The 22,846-nt window shown below is 58.6% G+C and carries 24 protein-coding genes; 11 read left to right on the forward strand and 13 right to left on the reverse strand.

Features of this window, described 5'->3' with window-relative positions:
* The first annotated feature begins 151 nt into the window (after positions 1-151).
* Positions 152-397 (forward strand): hypothetical protein, encoded by a 246-nt coding sequence (locus E4K64_RS21045; RefSeq protein WP_135165215.1) that lies wholly within the window; start codon positions 152-154, stop codon positions 395-397.
* A gap of 69 nt (positions 398-466) precedes the next feature.
* Positions 467-709: a hypothetical protein gene (locus E4K64_RS21050; RefSeq protein ID WP_135165216.1), complete on the forward strand. Its 243-nt coding sequence runs from the start codon at positions 467-469 to the stop codon at positions 707-709.
* Between the two features lie 35 nt (positions 710-744).
* Here the strand turns inward: E4K64_RS21050 and E4K64_RS21055 are convergent, their stop codons facing one another.
* A complete protein-coding gene (locus E4K64_RS21055) occupies positions 745-1,122 on the reverse strand; it encodes a hypothetical protein (protein WP_135165217.1) in 378 nt (125 codons plus the stop codon).
* A gap of 361 nt (positions 1,123-1,483) precedes the next feature.
* On the opposite strand from E4K64_RS21055, the gene E4K64_RS21060 reads away from it, so the two are divergent.
* Entirely contained in the window at positions 1,484-1,933 is a 450-nt protein-coding gene (locus E4K64_RS21060; protein ID WP_235884735.1) for a hypothetical protein, read from the forward strand.
* A gap of 1 nt (position 1,934) precedes the next feature.
* Here E4K64_RS21060 and E4K64_RS21065 read toward each other — a convergent pair whose 3' ends face one another.
* Both E4K64_RS21065 and E4K64_RS21070 read right to left on the reverse strand, forming a co-directional pair.
* On the reverse strand, positions 1,935-2,594 hold the full coding sequence (locus tag E4K64_RS21065) for a hypothetical protein (protein ID WP_135165218.1): 660 nt from the start codon (positions 2,592-2,594) through the stop codon (positions 1,935-1,937).
* Positions 2,595-2,655: 61 nt separating this feature from the next.
* A complete protein-coding gene (locus E4K64_RS21070; RefSeq protein ID WP_135165219.1) occupies positions 2,656-3,393 on the reverse strand; it encodes a metallophosphoesterase family protein in 738 nt (245 codons plus the stop codon).
* 194 nt (positions 3,394-3,587) lie between these two features.
* Here E4K64_RS21070 and E4K64_RS21075 point away from each other — a divergent pair, with 194 nt between their 5' ends.
* Complete coding sequence (locus E4K64_RS21075) at positions 3,588-4,214, forward strand: transglutaminase-like cysteine peptidase (RefSeq protein ID WP_126259834.1); 627 nt, start codon at positions 3,588-3,590, stop codon at positions 4,212-4,214.
* A gap of 11 nt (positions 4,215-4,225) precedes the next feature.
* Here E4K64_RS21075 and E4K64_RS21080 read toward each other — a convergent pair whose 3' ends face one another.
* The 3 genes from E4K64_RS21080 to E4K64_RS21090 form a co-directional block, all read right to left on the reverse strand.
* Positions 4,226-5,548 (reverse strand): hypothetical protein, encoded by a 1,323-nt coding sequence (locus E4K64_RS21080; protein WP_235884736.1) that lies wholly within the window; start codon positions 5,546-5,548, stop codon positions 4,226-4,228.
* Positions 5,549-5,586: 38 nt separating this feature from the next.
* Positions 5,587-5,862, reverse strand: a complete 276-nt coding sequence (locus tag E4K64_RS21085; protein WP_135165220.1) for a hypothetical protein — start codon at positions 5,860-5,862, stop codon at positions 5,587-5,589.
* Positions 5,863-5,938: 76 nt separating this feature from the next.
* Entirely contained in the window at positions 5,939-6,511 is a 573-nt protein-coding gene (locus E4K64_RS21090; RefSeq protein ID WP_235884737.1) for a hypothetical protein, read from the reverse strand.
* Between the two features lie 276 nt (positions 6,512-6,787).
* Between E4K64_RS21090 and E4K64_RS21095 the strand changes: the two genes are divergently transcribed.
* The 7 genes from E4K64_RS21095 to E4K64_RS21125 all read left to right on the forward strand — a co-directional run bounded on the left by E4K64_RS21095 (position 6,788) and on the right by E4K64_RS21125 (position 14,708).
* Complete coding sequence (locus E4K64_RS21095) at positions 6,788-7,990, forward strand: polysaccharide biosynthesis/export family protein (protein ID WP_135165221.1); 1,203 nt, start codon at positions 6,788-6,790, stop codon at positions 7,988-7,990.
* Between the two features lie 169 nt (positions 7,991-8,159).
* A complete protein-coding gene (locus E4K64_RS21100; protein ID WP_235884738.1) occupies positions 8,160-8,741 on the forward strand; it encodes a hypothetical protein in 582 nt (193 codons plus the stop codon).
* A gap of 32 nt (positions 8,742-8,773) precedes the next feature.
* Positions 8,774-10,315 carry an O-antigen ligase family protein gene (locus E4K64_RS21105; protein ID WP_135165222.1) on the forward strand — a complete coding sequence of 514 codons (1,542 nt, stop codon included), beginning with the start codon at positions 8,774-8,776 and terminating at the stop codon, positions 10,313-10,315.
* Positions 10,316-10,416: 101 nt separating this feature from the next.
* Entirely contained in the window at positions 10,417-11,028 is a 612-nt protein-coding gene (locus E4K64_RS21110) for a hypothetical protein (RefSeq protein ID WP_135165223.1), read from the forward strand.
* A gap of 263 nt (positions 11,029-11,291) precedes the next feature.
* Positions 11,292-13,547, forward strand: a complete 2,256-nt coding sequence (locus E4K64_RS21115; protein WP_135165224.1) for a polysaccharide biosynthesis tyrosine autokinase — start codon at positions 11,292-11,294, stop codon at positions 13,545-13,547.
* Positions 13,548-13,584: 37 nt separating this feature from the next.
* Entirely contained in the window at positions 13,585-14,304 is a 720-nt protein-coding gene (locus E4K64_RS21120; protein ID WP_135165225.1) for a hypothetical protein, read from the forward strand.
* The gene (locus E4K64_RS21125; protein ID WP_135165226.1) at positions 14,301-14,708 is read left to right on the forward strand and encodes a hypothetical protein; all 408 of its coding nucleotides are present in this window, start codon (positions 14,301-14,303) and stop codon (positions 14,706-14,708) included. The genes E4K64_RS21120 and E4K64_RS21125 overlap by 4 nt, the downstream gene beginning before the upstream one ends.
* A gap of 16 nt (positions 14,709-14,724) precedes the next feature.
* Here E4K64_RS21125 and E4K64_RS21130 read toward each other — a convergent pair whose 3' ends face one another.
* The 7 genes from E4K64_RS21130 to E4K64_RS21160 form a co-directional block, all read right to left on the reverse strand.
* Entirely contained in the window at positions 14,725-15,771 is a 1,047-nt protein-coding gene (locus tag E4K64_RS21130; protein ID WP_135165227.1) for a glycosyltransferase family 2 protein, read from the reverse strand.
* Between the two features lie 81 nt (positions 15,772-15,852).
* On the reverse strand, positions 15,853-16,902 hold the full coding sequence (locus tag E4K64_RS21135) for a glycosyltransferase family 2 protein (protein WP_135165228.1): 1,050 nt from the start codon (positions 16,900-16,902) through the stop codon (positions 15,853-15,855).
* A 109-nt stretch (positions 16,903-17,011) separates the two neighbouring features.
* A complete protein-coding gene (locus E4K64_RS21140; RefSeq protein ID WP_135165229.1) occupies positions 17,012-18,454 on the reverse strand; it encodes an oligosaccharide flippase family protein in 1,443 nt (480 codons plus the stop codon).
* 276 nt (positions 18,455-18,730) lie between these two features.
* Complete coding sequence (locus E4K64_RS21145) at positions 18,731-20,044, reverse strand: hypothetical protein (protein ID WP_135165230.1); 1,314 nt, start codon at positions 20,042-20,044, stop codon at positions 18,731-18,733.
* 74 nt (positions 20,045-20,118) lie between these two features.
* On the reverse strand, positions 20,119-21,291 hold the full coding sequence (locus E4K64_RS21150; protein ID WP_135165231.1) for a glycosyltransferase: 1,173 nt from the start codon (positions 21,289-21,291) through the stop codon (positions 20,119-20,121).
* 17 nt (positions 21,292-21,308) lie between these two features.
* Positions 21,309-22,370, reverse strand: a complete 1,062-nt coding sequence (locus tag E4K64_RS21155; RefSeq protein WP_167772161.1) for a glycosyltransferase — start codon at positions 22,368-22,370, stop codon at positions 21,309-21,311.
* A 241-nt stretch (positions 22,371-22,611) separates the two neighbouring features.
* Positions 22,612-22,846, reverse strand: a 235-nt coding sequence (locus E4K64_RS21160; protein WP_135161597.1) for an integrase core domain-containing protein, incomplete at its 5' end; no start/stop codon positions are given.

Genomic DNA, 22,846 nt, shown 5'->3' on the forward strand with positions numbered 1-22,846 from the left:
CGCTAGGCTTTTCCGCTTGAGACGTCACGACTGAGGCCGCTCTGCCGCTGGTTGCCGGGTCTGCCGACGCCCCTTTCGGTGCTTCGAAGGTGCTTGCTTTTGGGGGAAAACCTGTGACATTTCGCGGAGCTCCTCATTCCGGTGTTTGATCATGCGCGGCGTTCTAGCAGTCCTCACGGCTTTGACCTTCCTGGCTTCGCCTGCCGTTGCGCAAGGGACCAAGGATCAGGCCAACACCACGAGCTCCAGCATCATCACGACGCCCACGAAGAAGGCGCAGACCGGTCAGACGGCGTCGCGGCCGACCGCCGTTCGAAACCTGTCAGGCAGCCTGCCCGCTGGAAAGTCGGCCCAGGGCGTCTGGCGCGATGGCAAGCTGGTTGCCGTTCCCCGCTGAGGCCGCCACCCAACGAACCGTGATGGAACGGTGATCGCCTCCCTGACGTTCTTGCTTCGGGAGATATTCATGAAAAGACCAGTCCTGATCGCCATCGCGTTGCTTGTGCCTGCAGCCAGCTGGGCCCAGGGCGTCAACGACTCCTCGACGCCCAACCGCAACGTCACCATCATCAATCCGTCGCAGCCCGCGCCCCCCAACGCGACGAGGAATATTCCGAGCCGGATCGAGCCGCCCGTGACGACCGGCAACGGGCGTGCCCGCCCGTATTACGGGAACAGAACCCGGGGCAGCGGGTCGAGCCATCGCTAGCGTGACGCCCAGCTTCGGTCGCGTTGTCAGCCAAGCTAGTCCGGGTTGACCTCGACCTCCAGGGTCGAGGTCCCCGCAACTTGTCGGTTCTTGCCTGAGATCAGCAGCGTGAACTTGTCGGTGCCGCGCGTTTGTTTCTCGGCCGAATAGCGGAAGCCGGAGCCCAACACGGCCAATTGTCCCCGCGAGGGTCCGCTAACGACCGATACGTTGAAGATCTGCATGTACGACCAACGCAGGCCCTGGACGCACTCCGCGCCAGGCGCGATCGACATCGTCCATTTCACGGTATCGTGCGACAGAGCGAACGGCGTTCGCTCCTTGATGCAGAGCGGGCTGGCGAGAGCCGCGAGGCCTGACATCGCGGAAGCCGCCACGGCAACACCCAATAGCAATACCGCTCTTGCACGCATGCTCCGCAACTCCATGAGGGGAGACCGGAAGTTAGCAATGGGCTATGAGGTCTTAGAAGGAGCTGATTGTCCGTTCTGACGCGGATTTCGGATACAGCAATCATCCGTCGGCTTAGCTCGGAACGATGCCATTCTGCCCCCGATTTGTCCGACAAGTCAATATGAACTTCGGAAAATTCGTAAGCCATTGTATTAGCTGGGCCCGGCTACTTTGCATGGGGTTGTTTTTCGCTTTTTGGGTCCGTGTCATCACGCCGGCAAAGCACTGTCTGCGAATCCACGATCTTGCAATTGGCAACCGCATGAGCTGAAGTTCCGAAAGGGCCCTGACTGCTGTGGGGTCTGCTTTGGAGACATCAGATTGCAATCCACTCGCCGCAATTCCGCATCGGGCCGCCGGATGCTGAGGAATGCACCAGTCAAGGCGATCGTGGCCGCCGCGGTCGGACTGACCGTGTATGGGGCTGGTCCGTTCTCATGTCTTGCTCAGAGCGACCCGGAGCCGTCGCTCAGCGACTATCTTCCGCCAAGCGAGCCGGAAGTCTCGCGCGACGAATGGCGGCAACGCATCGAGGAGGCGCGGCGGCGGGCCAAGGAGGTCTCGCGCGAGCGGCGGGAGCATCCCGAACTCTACAAGCCCATCCCGGAAGATCCGGATCTCGTCGCGACCGAACGTCTGCTCCGCGACGACAGCCTGCAGCGGGGTGACATCGTCACGACCAAGAAGGGCATGTTCGTCTACCAGGGGCGATCCGATCAACCGCGCCGCGATCAGGACTTCGTGCCGCTCGCCCCGAGATCGGTGCGCTGAGTTAGTAGCGCCGCAAAATCTCGTTGAATTTGGGATCGGTCACTTTCGTGGTTTCGAGCAGCAGCGACTTGCCTTGCGGCGTTGCCTGCACGTAGGCCGCGACCAGCAGCGGCTCGTAACGAGGGCGGTTGGCGAGCGCGGTGCGGATGTCGGATTGCGCCAGCAGCCTGATCTCCTCGTCCGTTGCGGCGGCGCCCGAGGTCACGGTCCGGACGCGAGACATGGCAACGTCGATCGGCACCGATCCGGTCAGGTAGGACATCTTCACCGCTGGCGTCGCCGCCTCGCCGGCCTGGGCCTGCAGCGTGCCGAGCGTCAGCCACAGTGCCGGCCTGATCGGCGAGACCTTCAAGGCTGCCACGACGGCGGCCTGCGCCGCCTTGTTCTCGCTGGCCCTTCCGCCCGCATCGGTTGCAGGACGGTGAAGAACGTCAGCGGCCGTCGCTGCCGCGTAATTGGCAAGCAAGTCGCCGTCCCATGAAAAGGATGCCAAACGGCCGGCGGTCGCCAGCTTGGCCTTCTCAGGCGGAATCTCGCCCGAGAACAAATCACTCGCGCGAAAGTTCGGCCGTATCAGGTCGCCGTAGAATTCCATGCCGGCATGAAGCGCCAGCACGATCGCAGTTGAGATGCCGATGACGCGAAGCAGGATCATGTTCATGGTGAAATCGGCGAGGCCTGTGAGGGCGAAACGAGCAAGGATTTGAAAGTAAGGCAGGGATTCAAATGGCCAACAGACTATCGCCCTGGATCGTCAGCAGCGTCAAGTTTCCGGTCGCGTAAGCGCCGGTGTCGATGTTGATGCGGTTCGGGCGAATGTCGGGCACGCTGACCGGCGTATGACCGTGGACGATGTATTTGCCGAAGCGTTCTTCGGAGGCGAGGAACTCCTCGCGGATCCAGAGCATGTCCTCATCCTTCTGGCGCTCGAGCGCGACGCCGGGCTTGACGCCGGCGTGCACGAAGAAGAAGTCGCCGCAGGTAAAGGACGACGGCAATTGCTGCAGGAAGGCGAGGTGCTCGGGCGGCAGCGCGCGCCTCAGTCCTTCGATCAGTTCGACCTGTTGCTCCGCCGACGGGTTCATGGTCGGCGTGATGCCGTAGGAGACCAGCGTCAAGAGGCCGCCATAATGGCGCCACTCCTGCAGGCGGGCGGGGTCCTTGAGGACCTCGAGCAGGAAGACCTCGTGATTGCCCTTCAGGCAGACCGTCTCATGTGACTTCGAGCGCGCGATCAGCAGATCGAGCACGGCGCGCGAGTCCGGGCCGCGGTCGACATAGTCGCCGAGGAAGACCTGAATGGCCCGCCCGGGCGTGGAACGGGCCAGATCGGCGTCGATGACGGTTAACAGCGATTGAAGCAGATCGGCGCGGCCGTGCACGTCGCCGATTGCATAGACGCGAACGCCGTCGGGAAGCCGCGGCTTGGACTTCTTTCGAAAACGGGAGGAGAGGCCCATCAGGTCGGTCGAATCGGATCCAGCGTCACGAGCGGAACGTTGTGACCGCTCTTAGCAGAACAAGTCACACATCGGTATTCTTAATTGTTTCCGACCAAGTCGCCCGCATTTTGATTAAAGGGTCGTGCGGCCCTTGAGCCGTATTTCAAGACGTATCGCGTAGCGTCTCCCCCAACAAGAACGGGGAGCGCGACATGCGCAAAGTTGTAAAGTTCCTTGCGGCCGTGGCCGCAATCGTGGTTGCTGCGGGGGTGCAGCAGCGCGCCGAAGCCGCTTTCGTCGGCGCGCCCTTGGGGCTGCGCGGTGCCATCCAGTACATCAAGTTCGACCAGCCGACGCTGGCGCCGATGGCCTTCACGTTGTTCTGCCTGAAGTACAAGGACGAGTGCAAGCCGCGGCCGCAGCAGATCGTGTTCAGGGGCGGCCGGCTGAAGCTCACGGCCGAGCGGCTGGCGCAGATGCAAGATGTCAACCGGCAGGTCAATACCGCGATCCGTCCCGAGGCCAATCTGGAAGGACTGCGCGGCGAGAAATGGCTGCTGCATCCGGCGAGCGGCGACTGCAACGACTACGCTGTGACAAAACGCCACGAATTGATCGCCAAGGGCTTTCCGGCGCGCGCGGTGCTGCTCAGCGAGGTCGTGACCACCTGGGGCGAGCATCATCTCGTGGTCGTGGTGCGGACCTTCTCCGGCGATCTCGTGCTGGACAATCTCTCCGGGCACATCCTGCCGTGGTCGAAGAAGCCCTATCGCTGGGTCCGCATTCAATCGCCCAAGAACCCGAACTACTGGGCCTCGCTCGGCGACCGCTCGGTCTGATCACCCGCGCTCTATCGTGATCCGGACTGGCTGACGCTCTGCGACAGCCCCAGTCCCGCGATCACCGAAAGACACAGGATTGCCGCGGGCCGCAGCAGCCCGGGACCTGCGAAGCTCTGAACCAGCGCAAAGAGCAGACAGGCCGCGGCGGACGCGGGGAAGAAAGAGTCGCGTCCACGCTGCAAAGCGCCGAACACCAGCCGCACCAGAGCGATCAGGCTCGATAGCACCGCCACCGCGAGACCGATCGCTCCCATGCCGGTGAAGATCGCCGTCGCCGTGGACGGTGCCATCAAGGCCGCGCCGGCATCGCCGCTCTGATAGATCCTGCCCAGAGCCGAAAACGTTCCTGCGCCCGCCCCGAACCAGCGCGTGTCCGCCAACATCCGCTCCAGCGCCGCTCGCGTCTCAGCGCCCATCTCGGGGACAAGCCGCATGAGGATTGGCCCGGAGCTCTGTTCGAACAGGAAGGTCAGGACAATGGCCGCCCCGATCAGCGCGGCAATGGCTAGCGCGCCGGCGGCCAATGGCGACAGATCAAGCCGGCGGATGACGAGGATCAGCAGGATCAAGACAACGCCGAAGCCTGCGGCGATCGCGTTGTTGGTCCCGGAAAAGGCAAAGACCGCAGCTGCGCTAATCAAGGCTCCCGCAAGTCCCAACAGACCAAGCACGACCGAGCGAAGCAGCGAATGACGCGTTTCGGCCCGCTCCGCGGCAAGCTGCATGACCGCCAGGTTCAGGACGAGGCCGAAGCCAGCCAGGGTTGTTGCCAGTTCGGAAGTTGCGGCGGCCTGTGCGCCTGCCGGTGACAGCCGACGCAGATCCAGGGTCAGGGCGGCGACTGCGGTGACACCGCCGAGGACAAACAGAACCAGCTCGGCGCGGCCGCGATCGCGGACCACCACGATCGTCACACCGAGCAGCGCGATCGCGGCCAGCGCCAGCATCAATGCGTTCAGGGTCAGGCCGAGATCGGCGGTGATCGGCCCGAACGAGAGGCCACGGAAGACCTCGCGAGCGCTCGCCCAGATTGGATGCCCAAAGCCCAGCGGAAGCGGCATCAGTTGAGCCGCGATCAACAGCGGAATGGCGATCAGGATCCAGCGGCCCCAGGAGGTGGCGCGAACATAATGCTCGTAGTCGGCCTTTCGCGTGCTCGAGGCGGCGGCCAGCAAGCTGAGCGCAGCCGCCATCGTCCCGAGCTGCGCCCCGAGCGTGGCGCCGGCGATGTCGAGAGAGGAAGCGGAAACGACGGAGACGATGAGGGCAAAATAAGCGAGGGACAAACGGCGCTCGACAAGGAATCCTGAAACGGTCAGGTCACCATACAAGCGAGCGGTGCGTTTTCAAACAGAGGCCTGCGTCGCGATCAGCGCGTGGCCTTGACCGGTCGACCGAAGACGCGGGTGGCGCGTGCGGCGGCAAGGGCAAAGCGCGCCCCCGAACCGAAGAGGTAACCGCCTTGGAGGGCGATGGCGGCGAACACCGCAGCCTTTAGGCCTTCAAGGAAGCCAAGGCTGGTCATCATGCTAACCGGCAGCATGGTGAGCACCAAAGCGAATGTGACAGGCAGCAGCACCAGGACGCGAAAGCGTTGGCCCAGCACGGCACCTACCAGAAAGCTGAAAATCAAAAAGGCGGTCATCCGAAACATTCTCCGTGCTTCGGACCCTAGGTTCCCCTCCCTAAAAAGACCCTTAAGTTGTATGGCTAAATTTGGCCTATTGGCTGCAATTTGCCAAAAGTGAATGGTAGGCCTCGCGCAGCCCAGCCAGCGCCACCACACCCTTGATCTCGCTGTCGCTTTCCCTGACCACGACGGACAGCGAGGCCGCCGTCTGCCACTTGCCGGCGGCAAAGGCCGAGACCTCGTCGGGCAGCAGCACCGCGGCCCCGGCGGCGGCCATGCTGGCGTCAAAGGTTAAAGTGCCGCCGCCGCTCGCGGCGATGCTGACCTTGGGGTGGCTCCTGGGCGGGAAGGGCCGGATCAGGGCTACCAGCACATCGACCTTGCCCTTCGGGGCGCAGCGAACAATCAGGCCGGCGAAGTCCGGGTCCGACTGGGTGGTGTCCGCGGTCTTCGTGATCGCGGCAAAGCTCTCGCCGTCCTTGGCCCCTTGGGTCCGGGTGAATTTCCAAACGGACGTGGACGCAGGCGCGGCCACCTCGACAACGGCCGCGCCGCGGCACCACGACCCCGCGCTGCCAGGGCAGGGGACGGCGGGCCTCCAGGCGCGATCGGCGGCGCCAAGGAGGGAGCCCGCCAACAGCGGGATCAGAACGAGGCCAGACACGGGGAGTTCCTATCCTTAACAGCCCAGACTTAGCAGACGGCCGAGAGGTCAAGAAGCCTTGCGCTCGACACACTGAGCCCTCGACTGGGGCGATCTGCTCTCGAACCGAGCACACGAAATACAACAAATGGTCACAAAGGGTTAAACAGAGCCCCAAAGAGTGGCTCACACGCAACAGTGGCTGACCGATTGCTCCGTTAACCACCGGGAACCCTTGTCGCACCACCCCCTAGGCCGTACCAATTTACGTCACTTGGGGACCCTCGGGCGCGATTCATGTCATCTATTGCCAAGACCTATGTGTTGAAGCCGGCGCTGCTGGCGGCCGCTTTGGCGCTCGGGGCGTGTTCGACCAATCCGGGGTCGGGACCGCTCACTGACGACGTCAACAACAAGATCCAGACGGAAAACGCGCCGGCCTACGAGCTGGTGCCGCTCAATCCGGCGACGGTGAAGATCCTGCACACCCATGAGCCCAAGGGCCTCGCCGGCGTGTTCACCGATCGCCGTCCGCCCGCCAGCATCGTGTTCGGCATCGGCGACGTCGTCAGCGTGACCATCTTCGAAGCCGCGGCAGGCGGTCTGTTCATCCCGGCGGAAGCCGGCGTCCGTCCCGGTAACTATGTGACGATCCCGGATCAGTCGGTCGACAATGACGGCTTCATCACCGTGCCCTATGCTGGTCAGATCAAGGCGGCGGGCCTGACGGCGGTTCAGATTCAGCGAGCTGTCGTTGAAAAGATATCAAACCGCGCCATCGAGCCGCAGGTTGTGGTCGCGATGTCCTCGCAACGCACTCAGCTGATCAGCGTGCTCGGCGAAGTCAATTCGCCGGCGCGTTATCCGGCGAGCGCGGCGGGTGCGAAGGACCGCGTGCTTGATGCAATCACCCGCGCCGGCGGCATCAAGGGCCAGGGCTTCGAGACCTGGGTCATGCTGGAGCGTGGCGGCCGCCGGGCCACCGTGCCGTTCGAAAATCTCGTGATGGCGCCCGAGAACAACGTCTATGTTCGTCCCGACGACAGCATCTACGTCTATCGCGAACAGCAGAAGTTCCTGGCGTTCGGCGCCAGCGGCCAGAGCGGCGAGTTCAACTTCGATGCCTGGCGTATCAACCTCGGCGAAGCCGTCGGCAAGGCTGGTGGCCTGCTCGATGGCCAGGCCGACCCGGCTGCCGTCTATCTCTATCGTCGCGAGCCGCGCGAGGTCGCGGCCCAGCTCGGCATCGACGTGAGCAGGTACACTTCGGAGACGATTCCGGTCATCTTCAACGTCAACTTCCGCGATCCGGGCGGTTTCTTCCTCGCGACCAAGGTCATGATGAAGAATGGCGACATCATCTACGTCTCGAACTCGCGCAACGTCGAAGTTACCAAGTTCTTGAACTACCTGCGCGTGATCATGGCGACCGGCAGCGATGCGGTGAACCTCAGCAACGACGCCCTGATCTTCCGCAACAACGTCAAGCTGGCGCCGTAAGACGCCGACTTGATCGACCAACAGCGATGGCACCGGGGCTTTGTCCCGGTGCCATTTTCGTTTCGCGATCCCATCGGTATGGTCGGGGCCGCGGGGATACCGCTGGGAACAAGGCGCCACTGAGTACGTCGCGCCGCTCACCCGCAGCGTTGCAAGGGGCTTCAGCTTCATGCGCTTTCGAACGTTTGGCCGCCTGCCGGCTCTCGTCTTGATCGCTCTCGGGCTTGCATCGGCCGGAACGGCTCTCGGCGCCGCCGCAGAGCTCGGCGTCCGTCACAGGATCGACGTGATGGTCTCTGCCGAGCCTGATGCCCCGATCTTGTCGCGCCTCAAGGGCGCCAAGGGCGAGCTGTCCTTTACCGTCCGCCTGTCGGCGAACTCCAAGGAGAGCAAGTTCTTCGGCATGCTGCGCCCGTCTTTCCCGGATATCGTCGTCCCCGATGGCGCGGGCCAACCGCTGGTGCAGCAGACCAAGCTCTGGGAGGAGGAGGTCTGCCATCAGCGCCGCGGCCTGCCGAAGGTCACCGTGACCCAGCTCGCTGGGCATTTTGCGGAAGGCGAGGGCCGAATCGAGATTTCGGCCATCAACCGGCACATCGGCGTGCTGGTGCCGCCCGACGAATTAACCCCCGGAATAAAACTCGATCCGGGGAGTGATAGCTTTGGGCTATTCTACGCCTTCCGGGCGCAGACCCGGAACAGCCGCCTCAACGTCGATGTGAAGATCTATCCCATTGATTGCTTCCTCTAGAAGCTCAAGCAAAGCTAGCCCCAACAACGACGATGCGCCTTTGGCCTCCCCACATACGCTGGTCCAGGATTCGCTGGTCATGGAGCCTGCCCGCGACCGTCATCCTGTTCTTCGTGGCGGCCGGCGCGCCGTTCCCGTTCGGCTCGACCAACGATCTGTCGATCGCGTTCTGGTGCCTGTGCCTCGGGATCGCGGTGATGTTCGCGCCGACGCGCGATTTGCGCAGGCCGCATCTGTGGCTGCTCGCCGGGATCGGCGTCATCGTTGCTGCTTACGCCTTCGTGCTGCATGAGCAGCTGTCCGATCATCCCTTGGTCGCGCCGTTCCAGCCGATCTGGAAGCAGGCCTCGGATCTGCTCGGCGTGCCGATCGCCCCGTCCGCCTCCATCGTCAAGAACGAGGCGTTCTTCGCGCTCGGCGCGCCGCTGGCCAACATCCTTGCCATCGTGCTCGGCATCACCGTCGGGGCGAACCGCGACCGCGCCCGCCGCCTGCTGTGGGTGCTCGCGATCTCCGGCGCGGCCTACGCGCTCTATGGCGTGCTCTCGTTCCTGATCGAGCCCACCATGATCCTGTGGCGCGACAAGACCGCTTATCTCGGCAGCGTCACCGGCACTTTCATCAACCGCAACACCGCGGCGGCCTATTTCGGCTCCTGCGCATTGATCTGGATGCTCCTGATCCTGGAGGACGTGCGCCGCCGGCTGCCGGAGCGGCACATCGAATGGCGGCGGCTGTCGCTCGATCTGCGCGCGATCCCGCCGAAACAGATCCTGCCGCAGCTGACCTGCCTGCTGATCTGCCTGATGGCGATGTTCATGACGACCTCGCGCGCCGGCGTCGGCCTGTCGCTGCTCGCGATGATCGTCTCGTTCACGCTGTTCCTGAGGAAAGACCTGCCGCCGCGCACCGGCATCTGGATCTCGCTCGGCTCCGGCGCCGCGGTCGCGCTCGGCCTGTTGCAGCTGCTCGGCGGCCGCGTCTCCAGCCGCTTCGACAGCCAGGGCCTGGTCGACGAGGGCCGCATCGAGGCCTGGAAATCGACGCTCAAAATCATCGCCGACAATCCTTGGGTAGGCACCGGCATGGGCACCTTCCAATGGGCCTTCCCGCCCTACCGCAGCCCCAACATCTCGATTCGCGGCATCTGGGACGCGGCGCATTCGACGCCGCTCGAGCTTGCCTCCGAGGTGGGCATCCCGATGGCACTGCTCATCGCGCTCGGCTGGGCCATCATGCTGCTGGTGCTGGCGCGGGGCGTGTTCGGACGCCGCCGCGATGTCATCATCCCGCTGGCGGCGGCGGCGACCGCAACGCTGTCGCTGCTGCATTCGTGCCTCGACTTCACGTTGCAGGTGCCCGGCTACAGCATTCCGTTCTTTGCACTTTTCGGCGCGGGCCTTTCGCAATCCTTCTCGAGCCGAGAAGGCCGATCCACGGCCGATGCCGTCTCCACCAGCCGGCGAGGCGAGGGCCGCCCGCAACCGCGGCGCCAGCCCCGCGAGCGAAGCCCGAGCTTCACAAAAGTGTCTAGATTTGAAGCATTTGCGCCGTTTACGAAGTCTTTAGAATAAATGGACAGTCCTTTTTTCTTCGGATAGGTTCCTGCACAGCACAGCCATTTGCCCGGGCCGAGGAAGCACATCGGGGCAGCTGATTTTTTGGAGGTTGGTTTATGAGCGTTATCAGAATCGCGCTTCGCATGGCTGCGGCCGCGGCTCTCGCCGCGACGATTGCGACGGCCGCCAGCGCCGCCATTTATCCGCCGCAGCGCCAGCTGCCGGCCACCGTCATTTCCGAGTTCAAGGCCGCTCCCAACAGCCTCTTGCAGCAATATCCGACCGGCGGCCCGCAGCTGATCTCGCGCGTGCGCGATCTCGGCGCCTCCGATCCCACCACGGTGCCCGGCCTGATCGCGCTGCTGAAGGATCCCGCGACCACCACCGACCAGATGCGTGCGATCGTCGCCGGCCTCGCCCAGGTTGCCCGCATGGCCGCGCAGCAGGACCAGGCCTACGCCAACGAGATCCAAGCCGCGATCGCCGGCACCGGCAACCCCGACGTGATCGCCGCCTACCAGGCCGCGACCGGCGACGTCGCGATCGCCGCGACCGGCGGCGGCGCTGGCGGCGGCACCGGCGCAGGCGGCCCCACGGGCAACGGCTTCCCCACGGGCGGTGGTGGCGGCGGTGTCGTCGTGTTTGGTAACAACACGACCGGGAATAGCGCGCCCAACGGGGGCAGCGGCGGCGTCACTGGCAGCACGAACAGCGTCAGCCCGCGCTGATCGACCCCGTCCCAGCGGCTGGTCCATGACACCTCACGGCAGCGGCGCCAGCGGCGCCGCTTTGCTTTTGCGCCGTTAAGGTTCATGCAAAATGTCGCACAAGCCGTGCTGTGCAGTGTATCCACCGCGTTCAATTGCAGGCAGGCTTGTGCTAGTGTTGCGCGCAGCGCGGGTTATGGCATCGGGTTTGCTCCGCAGGCATCAGGCTTTTGGCCAGCATTGATCTCAAGACGACAGATCGATCCATTTTCAGGAATTGCTAGATGTTGCAGGTGAACAAGCCGACCTCGGAGATCAACCGTGATTTCGCCGAGGCCGACGGCTCTCCGTCGCAGACGCTGACCTCCTATCTCGACATCATCCGCCGCCAATTCCCTACCATCATAGCGATCGTCTCCGCCTGCGTGATCCTGGCGCTGCTCTATCTCTTCACCGCCGCGCCGCTGTTCACCTCCACGGCCTCGATGGTGATCGACACCCGCAAGGTGCAGCTGTTCCAGCAGCAATCGATGCTGGGCGATGTAACGATCGATTCCGCGACGGTAGAAACCCAGGTCGAGATCCTGAAATCCGAGAACATCAGCCTCGCGGTGATCCGCGACCTGCACCTTACGGAAGATCCGGAGTTCACCGGCAGCGGTGCTGGCCTGCTCGGGGCCATCATGAGCCCGGTCACGGGCCTGTTCTCCTCGGCCAGCGCACCATCGGAATTCGAGCTGAGGCGCAAGGCGCTGGAGCGATTCGCTGGCAACCGCACCATTAGGCGGCTTGGCCTCACCTATGTGATGGAGATCGGCTTCACCTCGCGTGATCCGCAAAAGGCCGAACGCATCGCGAACGCTGTCGCTGACGCCTACATCGTTGATCAGCTCGAGGCGAAATATCAGGCCACTCGTCGCGCCAGCGTCTGGCTTCAGGACCGGATCAAGGAATTGCGGACGCAAGCCTCGGTCGCTCAGAAGGCGGTGGTGGATTTCAAGATCGCCAACAACATTGTCGATAGCGGCGGGCGACTGATGAACGAGCAGCAACTCGCGGAGGTCAACAGTCAGTTGGTTATGGCGCATGCGGCGACGGCTGAGGCTAAGGCGCGTCTCGACCGCATGAATGACATCGTTAAGCAAGGAATCCCGGATGCTAACGTCGGCGACGCGCTAAAGAACGACACCATCGTCAAGCTGCGGGGGCAATACGTCGACATGGCATCCAAGGAATCCATCTGGGCCATGAAATATGGCGCGGAGCACTTGGCTGCAGTCAATCTTCGCCGGCAGATGGCAGAAATCAAGAAAAACATCCAAGACGAGCTCAAGCGTATCCAAGAATCCTACAAGAGTGACTACGACATTGCGCAGACTCGCGAGGATGCAATCAAGTCGAGTCTCGCCAGCGTCGTTTCGGAATCGCAGCTCACGAACCAGGCGCAGATCCAGTTGCGCGAGCTCGAGAGCAACGCTCAGTCGTACCAGGCGATGTACGACAACTTCCTGCAGCGCTATATGGAATCAGTGCAGCAGCAATCCTTTCCTATAACGGAAGCACGTATCATCAGCGCGGCCACGCCGCCACTGGCGAAGAGCTCTCCAAAGTCCTCAATCATTCTTATTGCGGCGCTGGTGGCAGGCCTGCTGCTCGGCTTCGGCGCTGCGATAGCGCGCGAGATCACTGATAATGTGTTCCGAACCGCGCGGCAGGTGGAGGAAACTCTTGGCACGAATTGCATTGCCATGCTTCCGTCGCTTCGCGAAGTCACGGCGCTCTCGATTGTCCCCCATAAGTTCGTTAAAAAGACGGACGAGCCGCAGTCTGACCTGTTACGCTACGTCGTGGACAATCCCTTGTCCCGCTTCTCCGAAGCTATACGCTCCCTCAAGGTGGCAGTGGACTTTAACTCTATCGTGCGTGAGAACCGCATTCTGGCGGTGACCTCGACACTGCCGAATGAAGGCAAGAGCACTCTTTCTACAAATCTCGCGCAGCTTATGGCGCATGGGGGTGCCCGAGTAATCTTGATCGATGCTGACCTTCGCAATCCGTCGCTGTCGCGTGAGTTGGTGCCGGAAGCGCAAGCGGGACTGGTCGATGTTGTAGCGCAGAGGGAGCAGCTCGAAAATGTCTTAGTGATCGACCCGGAAACCAAGCTCGCGATTCTACCAGCTGGCGCGACTTCGAAGCTGCTCCATACCAATGAAGTCTTAGGTTCTAAGCCAATGCGCGAGCTCATGGGCTTTCTGCGTTCGAAGTTTGATTATGTGGTACTCGACATGCCGCCAATGGCGCCTGTTGTCGACGCGCGCGTCACCTCGCCCTATGTCGATGGTTATATTTACGTGGTCGAGTGGGGGAAGACGAACAAGAACGTCGTGCTCCATAACCTGCGAGGCGCACCAGAGGTCAAGAATAAGCTTCTCGGCGTGGTGTTGAACAAGGCTGATACCAAGCTGCTCGCTCGCTACGAGTCTTATCAAGGACGCTACTACTACGAGAAGTACTACGCCCGGTACGGGTATGGCGAGTAGTGGTCGATACGTCACGCAAGTTGGCGTCCGCGGGGCCTTGCTGCTGCTCGGCTTTGCCGGTTCGCTTTGGTCGTTCTTCGCTTTCCCGTCCTTCTGGCGAGCAGTTCCTGCCCGCAGTGTGATTGAGTCCATCATCGCTGGGCAGCACTTCAAACCAGGAGTTCTAACAAGTGTATTGGTAAATATTGATCGCGAGGCGAGACAGACCCTGAATCACTCCGCTCTTGAACGCGCGGAAGCGCTTATCAAGCTTCGTATCGCGGAGAAGACAATGCAGCCAACAAGCCTGGAAGAATCTGATGGAGAGCTGACGGCTGCCGAGCAGAAGGTGAAACTCTCGCTCTGCCTTAACCCTTCCGACGCTTATCTGTGGCTCATGCTCTATTGGGGTAGCAACCTTCGGAACGGTTTTGAGGAGAGGAGCCTGCGCTACCTCGACCAATCATATGAGTTGGCTGCGATGGAGGGCTGGATTGCACTACGGCGCAATAAGCTGGCTCTTGCTATTCTCGCACGATTGAATGAGCCACTGCAGGAAAAGGTAGTGTCGGAATTTGTGGCAATGGTCCGTAGCGGCTTCACGGACAGCGCTTCTGCCAATCTAGCAACCGTCGGCTGGGCCCACAGGGACCGGTTGCTGGCAAGCCTTTCGCAGGTCGATATCAACTCGCGCGAGACATTTGCCAGAGCGCTTGCCTACGACGGGGTCAGCGTGAGTGTGCCGGGCGTCGAAATCAGCGGATTATCGCGGCGATGACTTTCAATCTCAGTTTGAGAATTGCAGCTTGTATCTTCATTGTTGCACTTATCATTACCACGGAAAAGCGTGATGTCTTTGCTCAGACAAGCAGCTCGACCACGCCCAGGTTGACGATGCAGGGCGCTGCCGATCCATCCAACTCACCGACCGCTCGCGATGCACTCGGTCGGCCCTGTTTGGATGTCGAAGCTGCAGCGCGAGCGCATATTGTCAATTCGAACCTCATCGATCACGTCGTCAGTGTTAAGAACAACTGTTCCAGGATGATCAAGATCAAGGTCTGCTACACCAACTCAGAGCGGTGCACGGATGCAGCTATCGGCAGCTATGGTAGATCCGACGTAATTTTGGGGACGATGACGGGAGTAAAGATCTTTCGATATTCGATTTTACAGAAATGACTAGCTTGAAAAGCCTTTAAGCCGATTGAATGAATTTCTGAAGCCACCGCGGGCGGGAAAGCGGAGCAAACCTCCAAGAGACGAGATTACGAGCTATTGAACTGGGTAGGAGTGCAACCGAAATCAGCCAAAGAAACATCCCGATCTGCCGGCCCGCGCTCAAACCTTGAGCCCTTGCGAGGGACCTCATTCCGTCGGCCAGACATCTAGCAACGCTATCTTCCGCGAGCGGGTGTTGATCCCGGCCGAGTCGCAGTGAGGCTATTCGCATTGCCAAGTTGTAGAAGCCATACCTCCAGCGGCTCGGATTTAGGGGTACGCCATGCTCGAAAGCAACTTTCGTTGCATATTCGCAGCGCGCGAGATGTCTCGCAAGGTCACGTCTGATCCTTGAGAGATCGAGATGGGTTTGAGCGCCATCATTCGCCCCGTGAACCCGGTACGAAACGAGCGGCTTACTGATGCTTATGACATCACCAAGAAACGGAGCAGTAGAGAGGAAATAACTATCCACCGCTCTATCGAAGCCTGCGTTTAAGGGAAAGAGCTTTCTTAAGAATTCTCGAGAGAGCAGATTCCCTGAAGTGGGAGGAGTTGGGTAGCAATCCGTTTCTGACGCCCAACTACGGATCTGCTCTGGCGTAGCGCTCGCCAAGTATTTTGGGAAACAGTTTCCAACAGCGATCCCACCATTGTCTATGACTCTCATTTGGAACTGGATCATCGACCAACCCGGCGTCATGACCTTAATGCCTTCTTGGACGATTGAAGAATCCAGCAGATCATCCGAATCGAGAAATATAATCCAATCGCCGGAGCTGCACAGGAATCCTTCTTCGGCGGCCCGCGCCTGACCTCTATTGGGTCGAAGGAGCACCTTCACTCCATCTTCGGCAAATTGCTTTATGATTTCGGGAGAGTCGTCGGTCGAACCGTCGTCAACAACGATGACTTCTACGCGAGGCCAATCTATAGCAAGGGCGCTGCGAATTGCGCTCCCTACAAATTGAGCATAGTTGTAGTTGCAGATGATTACCGAAAGCTGCGCACTATCCTTTGACATAGCATCCTGCCCGGCATCAGTAATTTTGACATGACCGTTGCGCTAGCCTCTTCTTGGTCGATGTTTCGCCGAAAGCCGGCGCTAAGCGGCTTGCATTAATCGACGCAGTAGGTCCGGTCTCGATGATGGGACAAACCGCCAAGAGACGATACGACGTGCAAGGGGTTCGGGAAATGAGGCAACAGCAACAAGCCATATGAAAATTCCAATATGCCGAAATAGAGTTAATCCTTGTGGCGTAATTAACGCAAGAACTGCGTCCCTAAGGCACTTTGCAATCGTATCGTTCGGTATCGGATGACGTGATGGATCTAGTCGCAGAGACGTCAGCCTCATGGCCAAATTGTAGAACCCGTAACGCCATCGATCCGCTGCGAGTACTACCCCAAACTTTGCAGCCAATCTCGTCGCATAGTTGCACCGAGTGATGTGCCTTTGCAAATCGGTCGCAACCTTCTTCAAGCTGAGAGTTGTCGACTGAGCTCCCAAATTTCTGCCGTGGATTCTGTATGAGGCGAGCGGCTTACGTACTGTAAGCACGTCCCCCAAGATTGGTGCAGTAGAAAGAAAGTAGCTGTCTGTGGCGCGATCCATGCCTTTTTCTAATGGGAAAATTTTCTCCAAGAAGTCTCGCGCTAAGAAATTTCCTGAATTCGGAGGGGTGGGATAACTGTCAGTATGCGAAACCCAATAGCGAATAAGGTCAGGCGTCACGTCGCTCCGGTACTTTGGGAAAACAGTGCCTAAAGAGCGACCGGCTTCATCGATTGTCGACATTTGAAACTGGATCATCGACCAGCCAGGTTTCATCACTCCTACGGCTTCCCGGACGATTGCCGGATGTACTGTATCATCCGCATCGAGGAATAATATCCAAGCGCCATGGCTTTCGTTATACGCCCGCTCTGCAGAAGCCGTTTGGCCTTGCTTTGAGCCAAAGATAGCTCGCACTCCGAGCGGAACATACTTTTCAATCACGCGTTGCGAGCTATCGGTGGAGCCATCGTCAATAACGATAACTTCTACATTCGGCCAATCAATCGCAAGGGCGCTAGCGATCGCCTCCCCTACAAAATCCGCGTAGTTGTAGTTGCAGATGATGACTGTGACGAGCTCGGGTTCAATGTTCATTTAAGTCCGGCGCCCCGACGCAATACCGTAGACCGGGCGCTCCTGCACCTGACTTAGGGTTTGATAGTAATTCGAACTGATGGAGCTATTTCGGGCAGAACGCATGATATCACTCGCCGCGTTTCATCAAAATCGTCCGAGCCAATCGAAACGTCGATCGTCTCCCGAATACAGCTAATGATAGGAAATAGGCAAGCAGTCCCGCACAGAACAACAACAATAATGTAAGCATAGGCCCGCTCTCTGGCATCCGTGCGCGTGCCACCATGACGACGATAATCATCATACATGAAGCGATCGTCGATGGCGCCACATCACCGACAAATTGACCGAATGAGATGCCAAAGCGGCGATAAGCAAAGTATTGTAGAAGAAGAAAGTTTAACAGCTCGCTGCTGCACCAAGTTGCAAGGGCCCAAGGAATCGATGGCAGTCGAGTTAGGCTGATCGCCGCCGCCATATAGGTGAGTGTCAATAAGTTTGTCATACTTACAGTCGCTACCTGTCCGCCCACGCTCAAGAGCGACGTGCAGAATATTCTAGGGCACTGGGCAAAAACTAGCAGGCCCAACCAGAAGGCGGGTTCTGCAGCAGGGAGCCACTTGTTGCCAAATAGCGCTAAGATGAGTTCGGGTGCAACCAGTCCTATTCCGCAAAAGATCGGAAACAGGGCCAGACAACCTAACCCCAACGCCGTTCTGTAAGCCTCCAGAGTTCTTTGCGCGTCTTGCTGCAAGCGAGCCATTGTTGGCAGCAGCACTTGGGAAACAGCCGTGGCTGAAATTGCCCAAACCGTATCGACGAGCCTGAACGCCAAATTCAAGAATCCTGCCTGCTCGACTCCAAGGAAGGTCCCGGCAAAAAAAATGAAGGCGCGCTTAGTAAGAAAGTTCGAAGCAAGCGCAATTACAGAACCAAAGCTGTACTCTAGTAGGTCGACGATCGGCGCCAGTCTAATCATAGGGCGCGGTCGCCACTCACTAAATGCAAGTAAGGTGAGAGTCCCGAGTACCGTCATCGATAAAAACTGGATGACCAAAGCCCATATTCCAAGATCGAGAAAGGCCGCGAGGATGCCCAGGGCGGCACCCGCGAGGCGGCCAAACACGCTACGCAGCGCCAAAATCCTGAAACCGAATTTGCGAACCTGTCGGGCATTCAAGATGGCTGCAGGTGCCGAAAACAACAATGCAGAAGCCATGACCCGACCAACCGCTGCGATGCGCGAGTCATCGATTAGAAGTGTGCAGAATGGAAACACTGCATAAAGAAGAGCGAAAAAGAGGCAACCTAGGACAATCGATAAACTGAACGCGCTGTTGAAATGGTCGTCCGTGGCATTTACCTGTCGCACCAATGCGTCATGGAAAAACATGTTTGTAAAAATGCCGACAACTTCAATAACTGCGAGCGCAATCGAATACACCCCGAAGTCACTAGGGCTGAGCAGCTTGGCGAAGATTATGAGTGATAAGAAAGAGACGATAGTAACGCTTCCATTCTCAAGCGCGCTCCATATGACTGAGCTAATAGCGGCCCGTCGAAGAGACAATTAGAACTCCTATCGCAGTAATCTTCGTCATTTTCCAATGGGACGATAGCCGATCAACTAAAGGTTCGCATCCTCTTTTGCGAGATGTAAGCCACGGCTCTTTGGATCAAGGAAGCCCAATCGTAGAAGTTGTCCATGTTGCTGAAGGTGTAAAGACGCTGCGCAGTAGCCTTGGGTCGTTGGCCTTCGGAGCAGAAAATCGCCAGGTGACGCACTCCTCGATTCCATCTTTAGGTAAGCCTCAGCTGACTGCCAAATTGAAATCGCGGCTGTTTCTTAGGAGGCGGTATACGTAGGTCGGCGTGGATCGGGTACGAGAATCTCTGGTTTGGCACTTGCTTTGGTCTTTCTGTCATTTCGAGGGAGCGAGACTAAAGTCAATATCCAGGTCATGAAAACAAAGTCAGGCTTCAGGACGCTGCCGGCGCTCATCCAGGCATAAAATAGCGCCGCACAGACCGCCCTCTGGAGAGAGCTCGAATAGAGCCTGAGGATGAAAATCATCGAAAAAAATAGAAAGCCGACGACTCCGTACTCGTAAATGAGCTTGGCCCAAGTGGGGTCATTGATCTCATACTTCAGCTGTAGCACGGCAACGGTGCGAAGATAGGTGCCTGCGCCAGCTCCAAGCCAGGTTGATGCTCCATCATCGAGGTTGCGTTCCAGCATTTGGAAAGGTGCTACGAAACGTGCGTATCCACTCGATCCAGGAGTTTCAAACTCTGATGTGCGGTCCAACCAAAGGTTTAACACCGGGATCTCCGAGCCGTAAATGAGAACTACGAATACGAAGACCAGCCCCAGTACGAACAACGGCAGTTGACGAACACTCGTGGGAAGTAGAAAGCCAAATAGAACAATGAGCAATCCGGAGCCTGAAACCGAAGCGAGTAGGCCTGCTATTAGGATGCAAAGAACAAGCCGTCGCCTCCTAGAGAAGAACTCTAGCATCAGTGCAATGGCGGTCATTACTGACAAAGTGGACGATTCTCTAAGAAAGAATCCGTTGGCTTTGATAATGCCGCCGCCCTCTCGAACGAAAGCATAGTTGCCGGCACCGCGAATTGCTTCCGGCAGGACAAGGGCAATATTCGAAAAGTACGTTGTTCCTCTGAATAGATTAATCAGGACGAGCTGCACGTCTGCGATTACTGCGATGATACAGGCGACCAGGATGAATTTAGCTTGAATAGCCTTCCCGACCTGCTCGATCCCACTCCTTGGTTGTATGCTTAGGCAAAATGGCGCGTAGAGGACGAACAAAAGCGATAAAGAGGACCACGATGAGAGACTGTTTGGCGAGAGCATTCGGTAGCAAGCAAGTATTGCTGCGAGAAGAAGTAAGAGAAAGGTCTTCGTGCTTAGGGTCGCAAATCCTGACAGCGGCAGATAGGCGGCGAAAAGCAAGTAACAAAAGAAATCGACCGATGCGGGAAACTCACCGATGTTGACCGCAATCTGCGAGCAGAACATAATAGACAGGATTGAGGCATTAAGGGCAAAGCTACCAACAGCATCTAGTTGGACTTCACGCCCTTCAATCGAACGCCGACTAATCGAGGCAGGAGAGGCGGATTGGTTGTCTGTCATTGTCAAAGGCAGATGCTGAGCTCGGTTGGAGAATACTATCGTCCGCAATGCTTCGTAGTGCGAGATTGGTCCTTTCAAGCTTTCGCAAAAAAAACGTCCCTCAATCGCCGTGCGCCCATTTCCAAGCCATAGCGATTGGATGCTAGCTCGTGCAGTTTACGCTGGCTGCGGTGCAATCGATCGGTGTCATCGATGTTTTCGACAATCGTTGCGCCGAGATCGTCGAGGCTGTCGGCTAGAAACATGCAAGACTGTTCCTCTGCAGTCGTGCCGGCGAGCGCTCCTCGCAGCCCGAATATAGGCAACCCCTGAAACGCATAGTCTAGTACTTTGAGTTTGAAGCCGCCCCCGAGCGTTTCGGCGACAAGGCCGCCGCGAGCGCATTGAAACAATTCTCGAACGTCGCCCACCTGCCCGTGGAACGTCACCAATGAAGCCGTGGAAGAAACCTGCTGCGTCACCTCACGCGGCACTGCGCCCACAACGTCTAGATGAATATCGCTCTTCTTTAGTTGTGGCCCGACCATTTTTATTATGCTTTCCAAGTTTCGTTGTTTGGCACGCCATTCGAAGGATCCCAGCAGAAGCAATCTCCTCGGACGAGAGGCGCCAATGGTTATAGAAGGAGTTGATAGGCCCAAATAGACCGGAGGGACGACTTGAACGTTCTTTGCCAACGAGAAGTAACCAACGTCAGCATCGGAAATGCAGATGATGGAATCTGCCGCCGAGACTACCGTATTCTCGAGTCTCCGATATTTCTCGGCATCGAGACGCATGGCTGTACGGACCAGCAAGGCGGTCTCGCTGGCTGCAATCTCGGGGCGAATTTTTCCTTCAGCATTGTGGGCAATGTAGCAGAGCCGTGCTTTTCCTCGCCTGGCCAAGATTGTTGGAAGGAGCCCGGCAGAGTTAGCGTGATCGACTATGATCCAATCCCAATCGCGGGCTAAGAGTTTGATAAGTCCCGCTTGCAGATCTGGCGTAGCCAGTTTGAACGCATCTTTTGGCAGGCTGGATACTATGCTCCACGCGTCGGAGCGAAGCGGGGGCGGAAAGTCCACGAACTCGACGCGCTGAGAACCGATTGCCTTCGTAAAATCCGAGGTGTTGTCTCTTCGATTCCCAAGAACGCAAAGCGTTACGTCTTCCATCGTCGCGAGCGCCTTGATCAGGCCGGCAGAGTATAGCGCATCGCCGCTGAAGAGCGGACCCGGTAAGCGGCCGGAAATCCAGAGAATGTTCATTGTGGTCGGACCCAAGCTCAGGGCGAGGTTGACAGGCGGGCAAAGCTAAGGAGCTTGCGAAGATCCGAAAGCGGGCGAGCTCGACTGTAGCGCGCATGGATCAGGAGTCGCGCTAAACGGTTGGGGAGGGACGCCAGTGAGCAGACCCAAACCAAATGCTTTATGGCGGTCCCGTATCCATATGGGCCGTGCCATATTACTAAGATGGCCTTCCACCAAAGCCCCATAAGAGGGCGATCTGCGTCTGTCCCATCTTCGTGCTCTAGCTTCCGGGCCATAATACGGTAGTTCACGAACACCAGTTCATGATCGAGCAAGTCGTTGTGTGGCAGCGGCTTTCCGACCCGGCGCGCGTGCTCGCGCAGTATCTCAAACTCCTGCTTCCTGATTCGTATGCGCGACGCAAAATCTGGAACGATGTTGATCTGCCCAGTGTCGTTGATTCGACTGATGTTGCGATTGTGAAGCCGATATTGGCCAAGTGGCTCGATGATTGTCTGAACCAGTCCATAGAGTGGCGCGATCGTGTTGAGTGCGCCATCGTGGGAAACTGGTGGAGTGAGTGGCATCACTTTTTCCAGAAACGATCGAGAGTAGGCGTTTCCCGACGTGACGGGCCAGGTGTAGGTGCCAAATCGTTCAAAGTATGCAGCAGTCTCCGCGGCGCTTATTGGTCTCGGGAAATTGCAGTAGCGCCGGCCCAGAGATGAGCCATTTTGATCGACCACATCGAGATCGAATTGAATTTTTGCGACCCCGGGACTATACATTTTCTCAACTTGCTCGAGGGCCTTTGGGTACAGGACGTCATCTGCGTCGAGATAGATGATCAGCGTTCCATTCGAGTGGCCGTAGCCAGTGTTCGAAATCGATTTGATGCCTTCGTTCGCCTGAAAAATGGGCGTTATTCGATTCCCATAAGAGCAAATAATCCGGCGCGATCCGTCTGTCGAGCCGTCGTCTACGACAATGATCTCGTCAGCAGGCCGCGTCTGATGAAGAGCGCTCTCAATCGCTTGGCCAACGTAGCGCTCATAATTGTAGTTCGTAATTATGATGCTAATTGTAATTCTTGACACTATAACCTCGGTCTACTTTCGCCGTTGTCATACCAGATGATTGCGCAGGCTGCGGTTATGCACATCGATCCTGCAGCTCACGTGCCAACCATTGGCGGCTTCACGACGTAGCTGTCAATGCAAACGCTTGGACAGTTGGGCACGTTAGCATATTATAGTAAGGACCAAACCAGTAGAGATTGAGCTGGCCCCGGTTGTCTGAACAGAATATCCGCGTCGATAAGTGGAGCCTCTGCCGGGGTTAGGCTGCCGTGCGGAGCGGCAGCGGGGTGAAGTAGGCTTGATCCGGTGTGCTGCCGTCAAGGCTCGAATGTGGACGGCGGCAATTGTAGAAGTCCAGATAGCGGCCAATCGAGGCGCGAGCGTCGCTGACGCTGTCGTAGGCCCGCAGATACACCTCCTCGTATTTGACGCTGCGCCACAGCCGCTCAACGAACACGTTGTCCCGCCAGGCGCCCCGGCCGTCCATACTGATG

Origin of the sequence: Bradyrhizobium frederickii (assembly GCF_004570865.1) — a bacterium.
GTDB lineage: Bacteria > Pseudomonadota > Alphaproteobacteria > Rhizobiales > Xanthobacteraceae > Bradyrhizobium > Bradyrhizobium frederickii.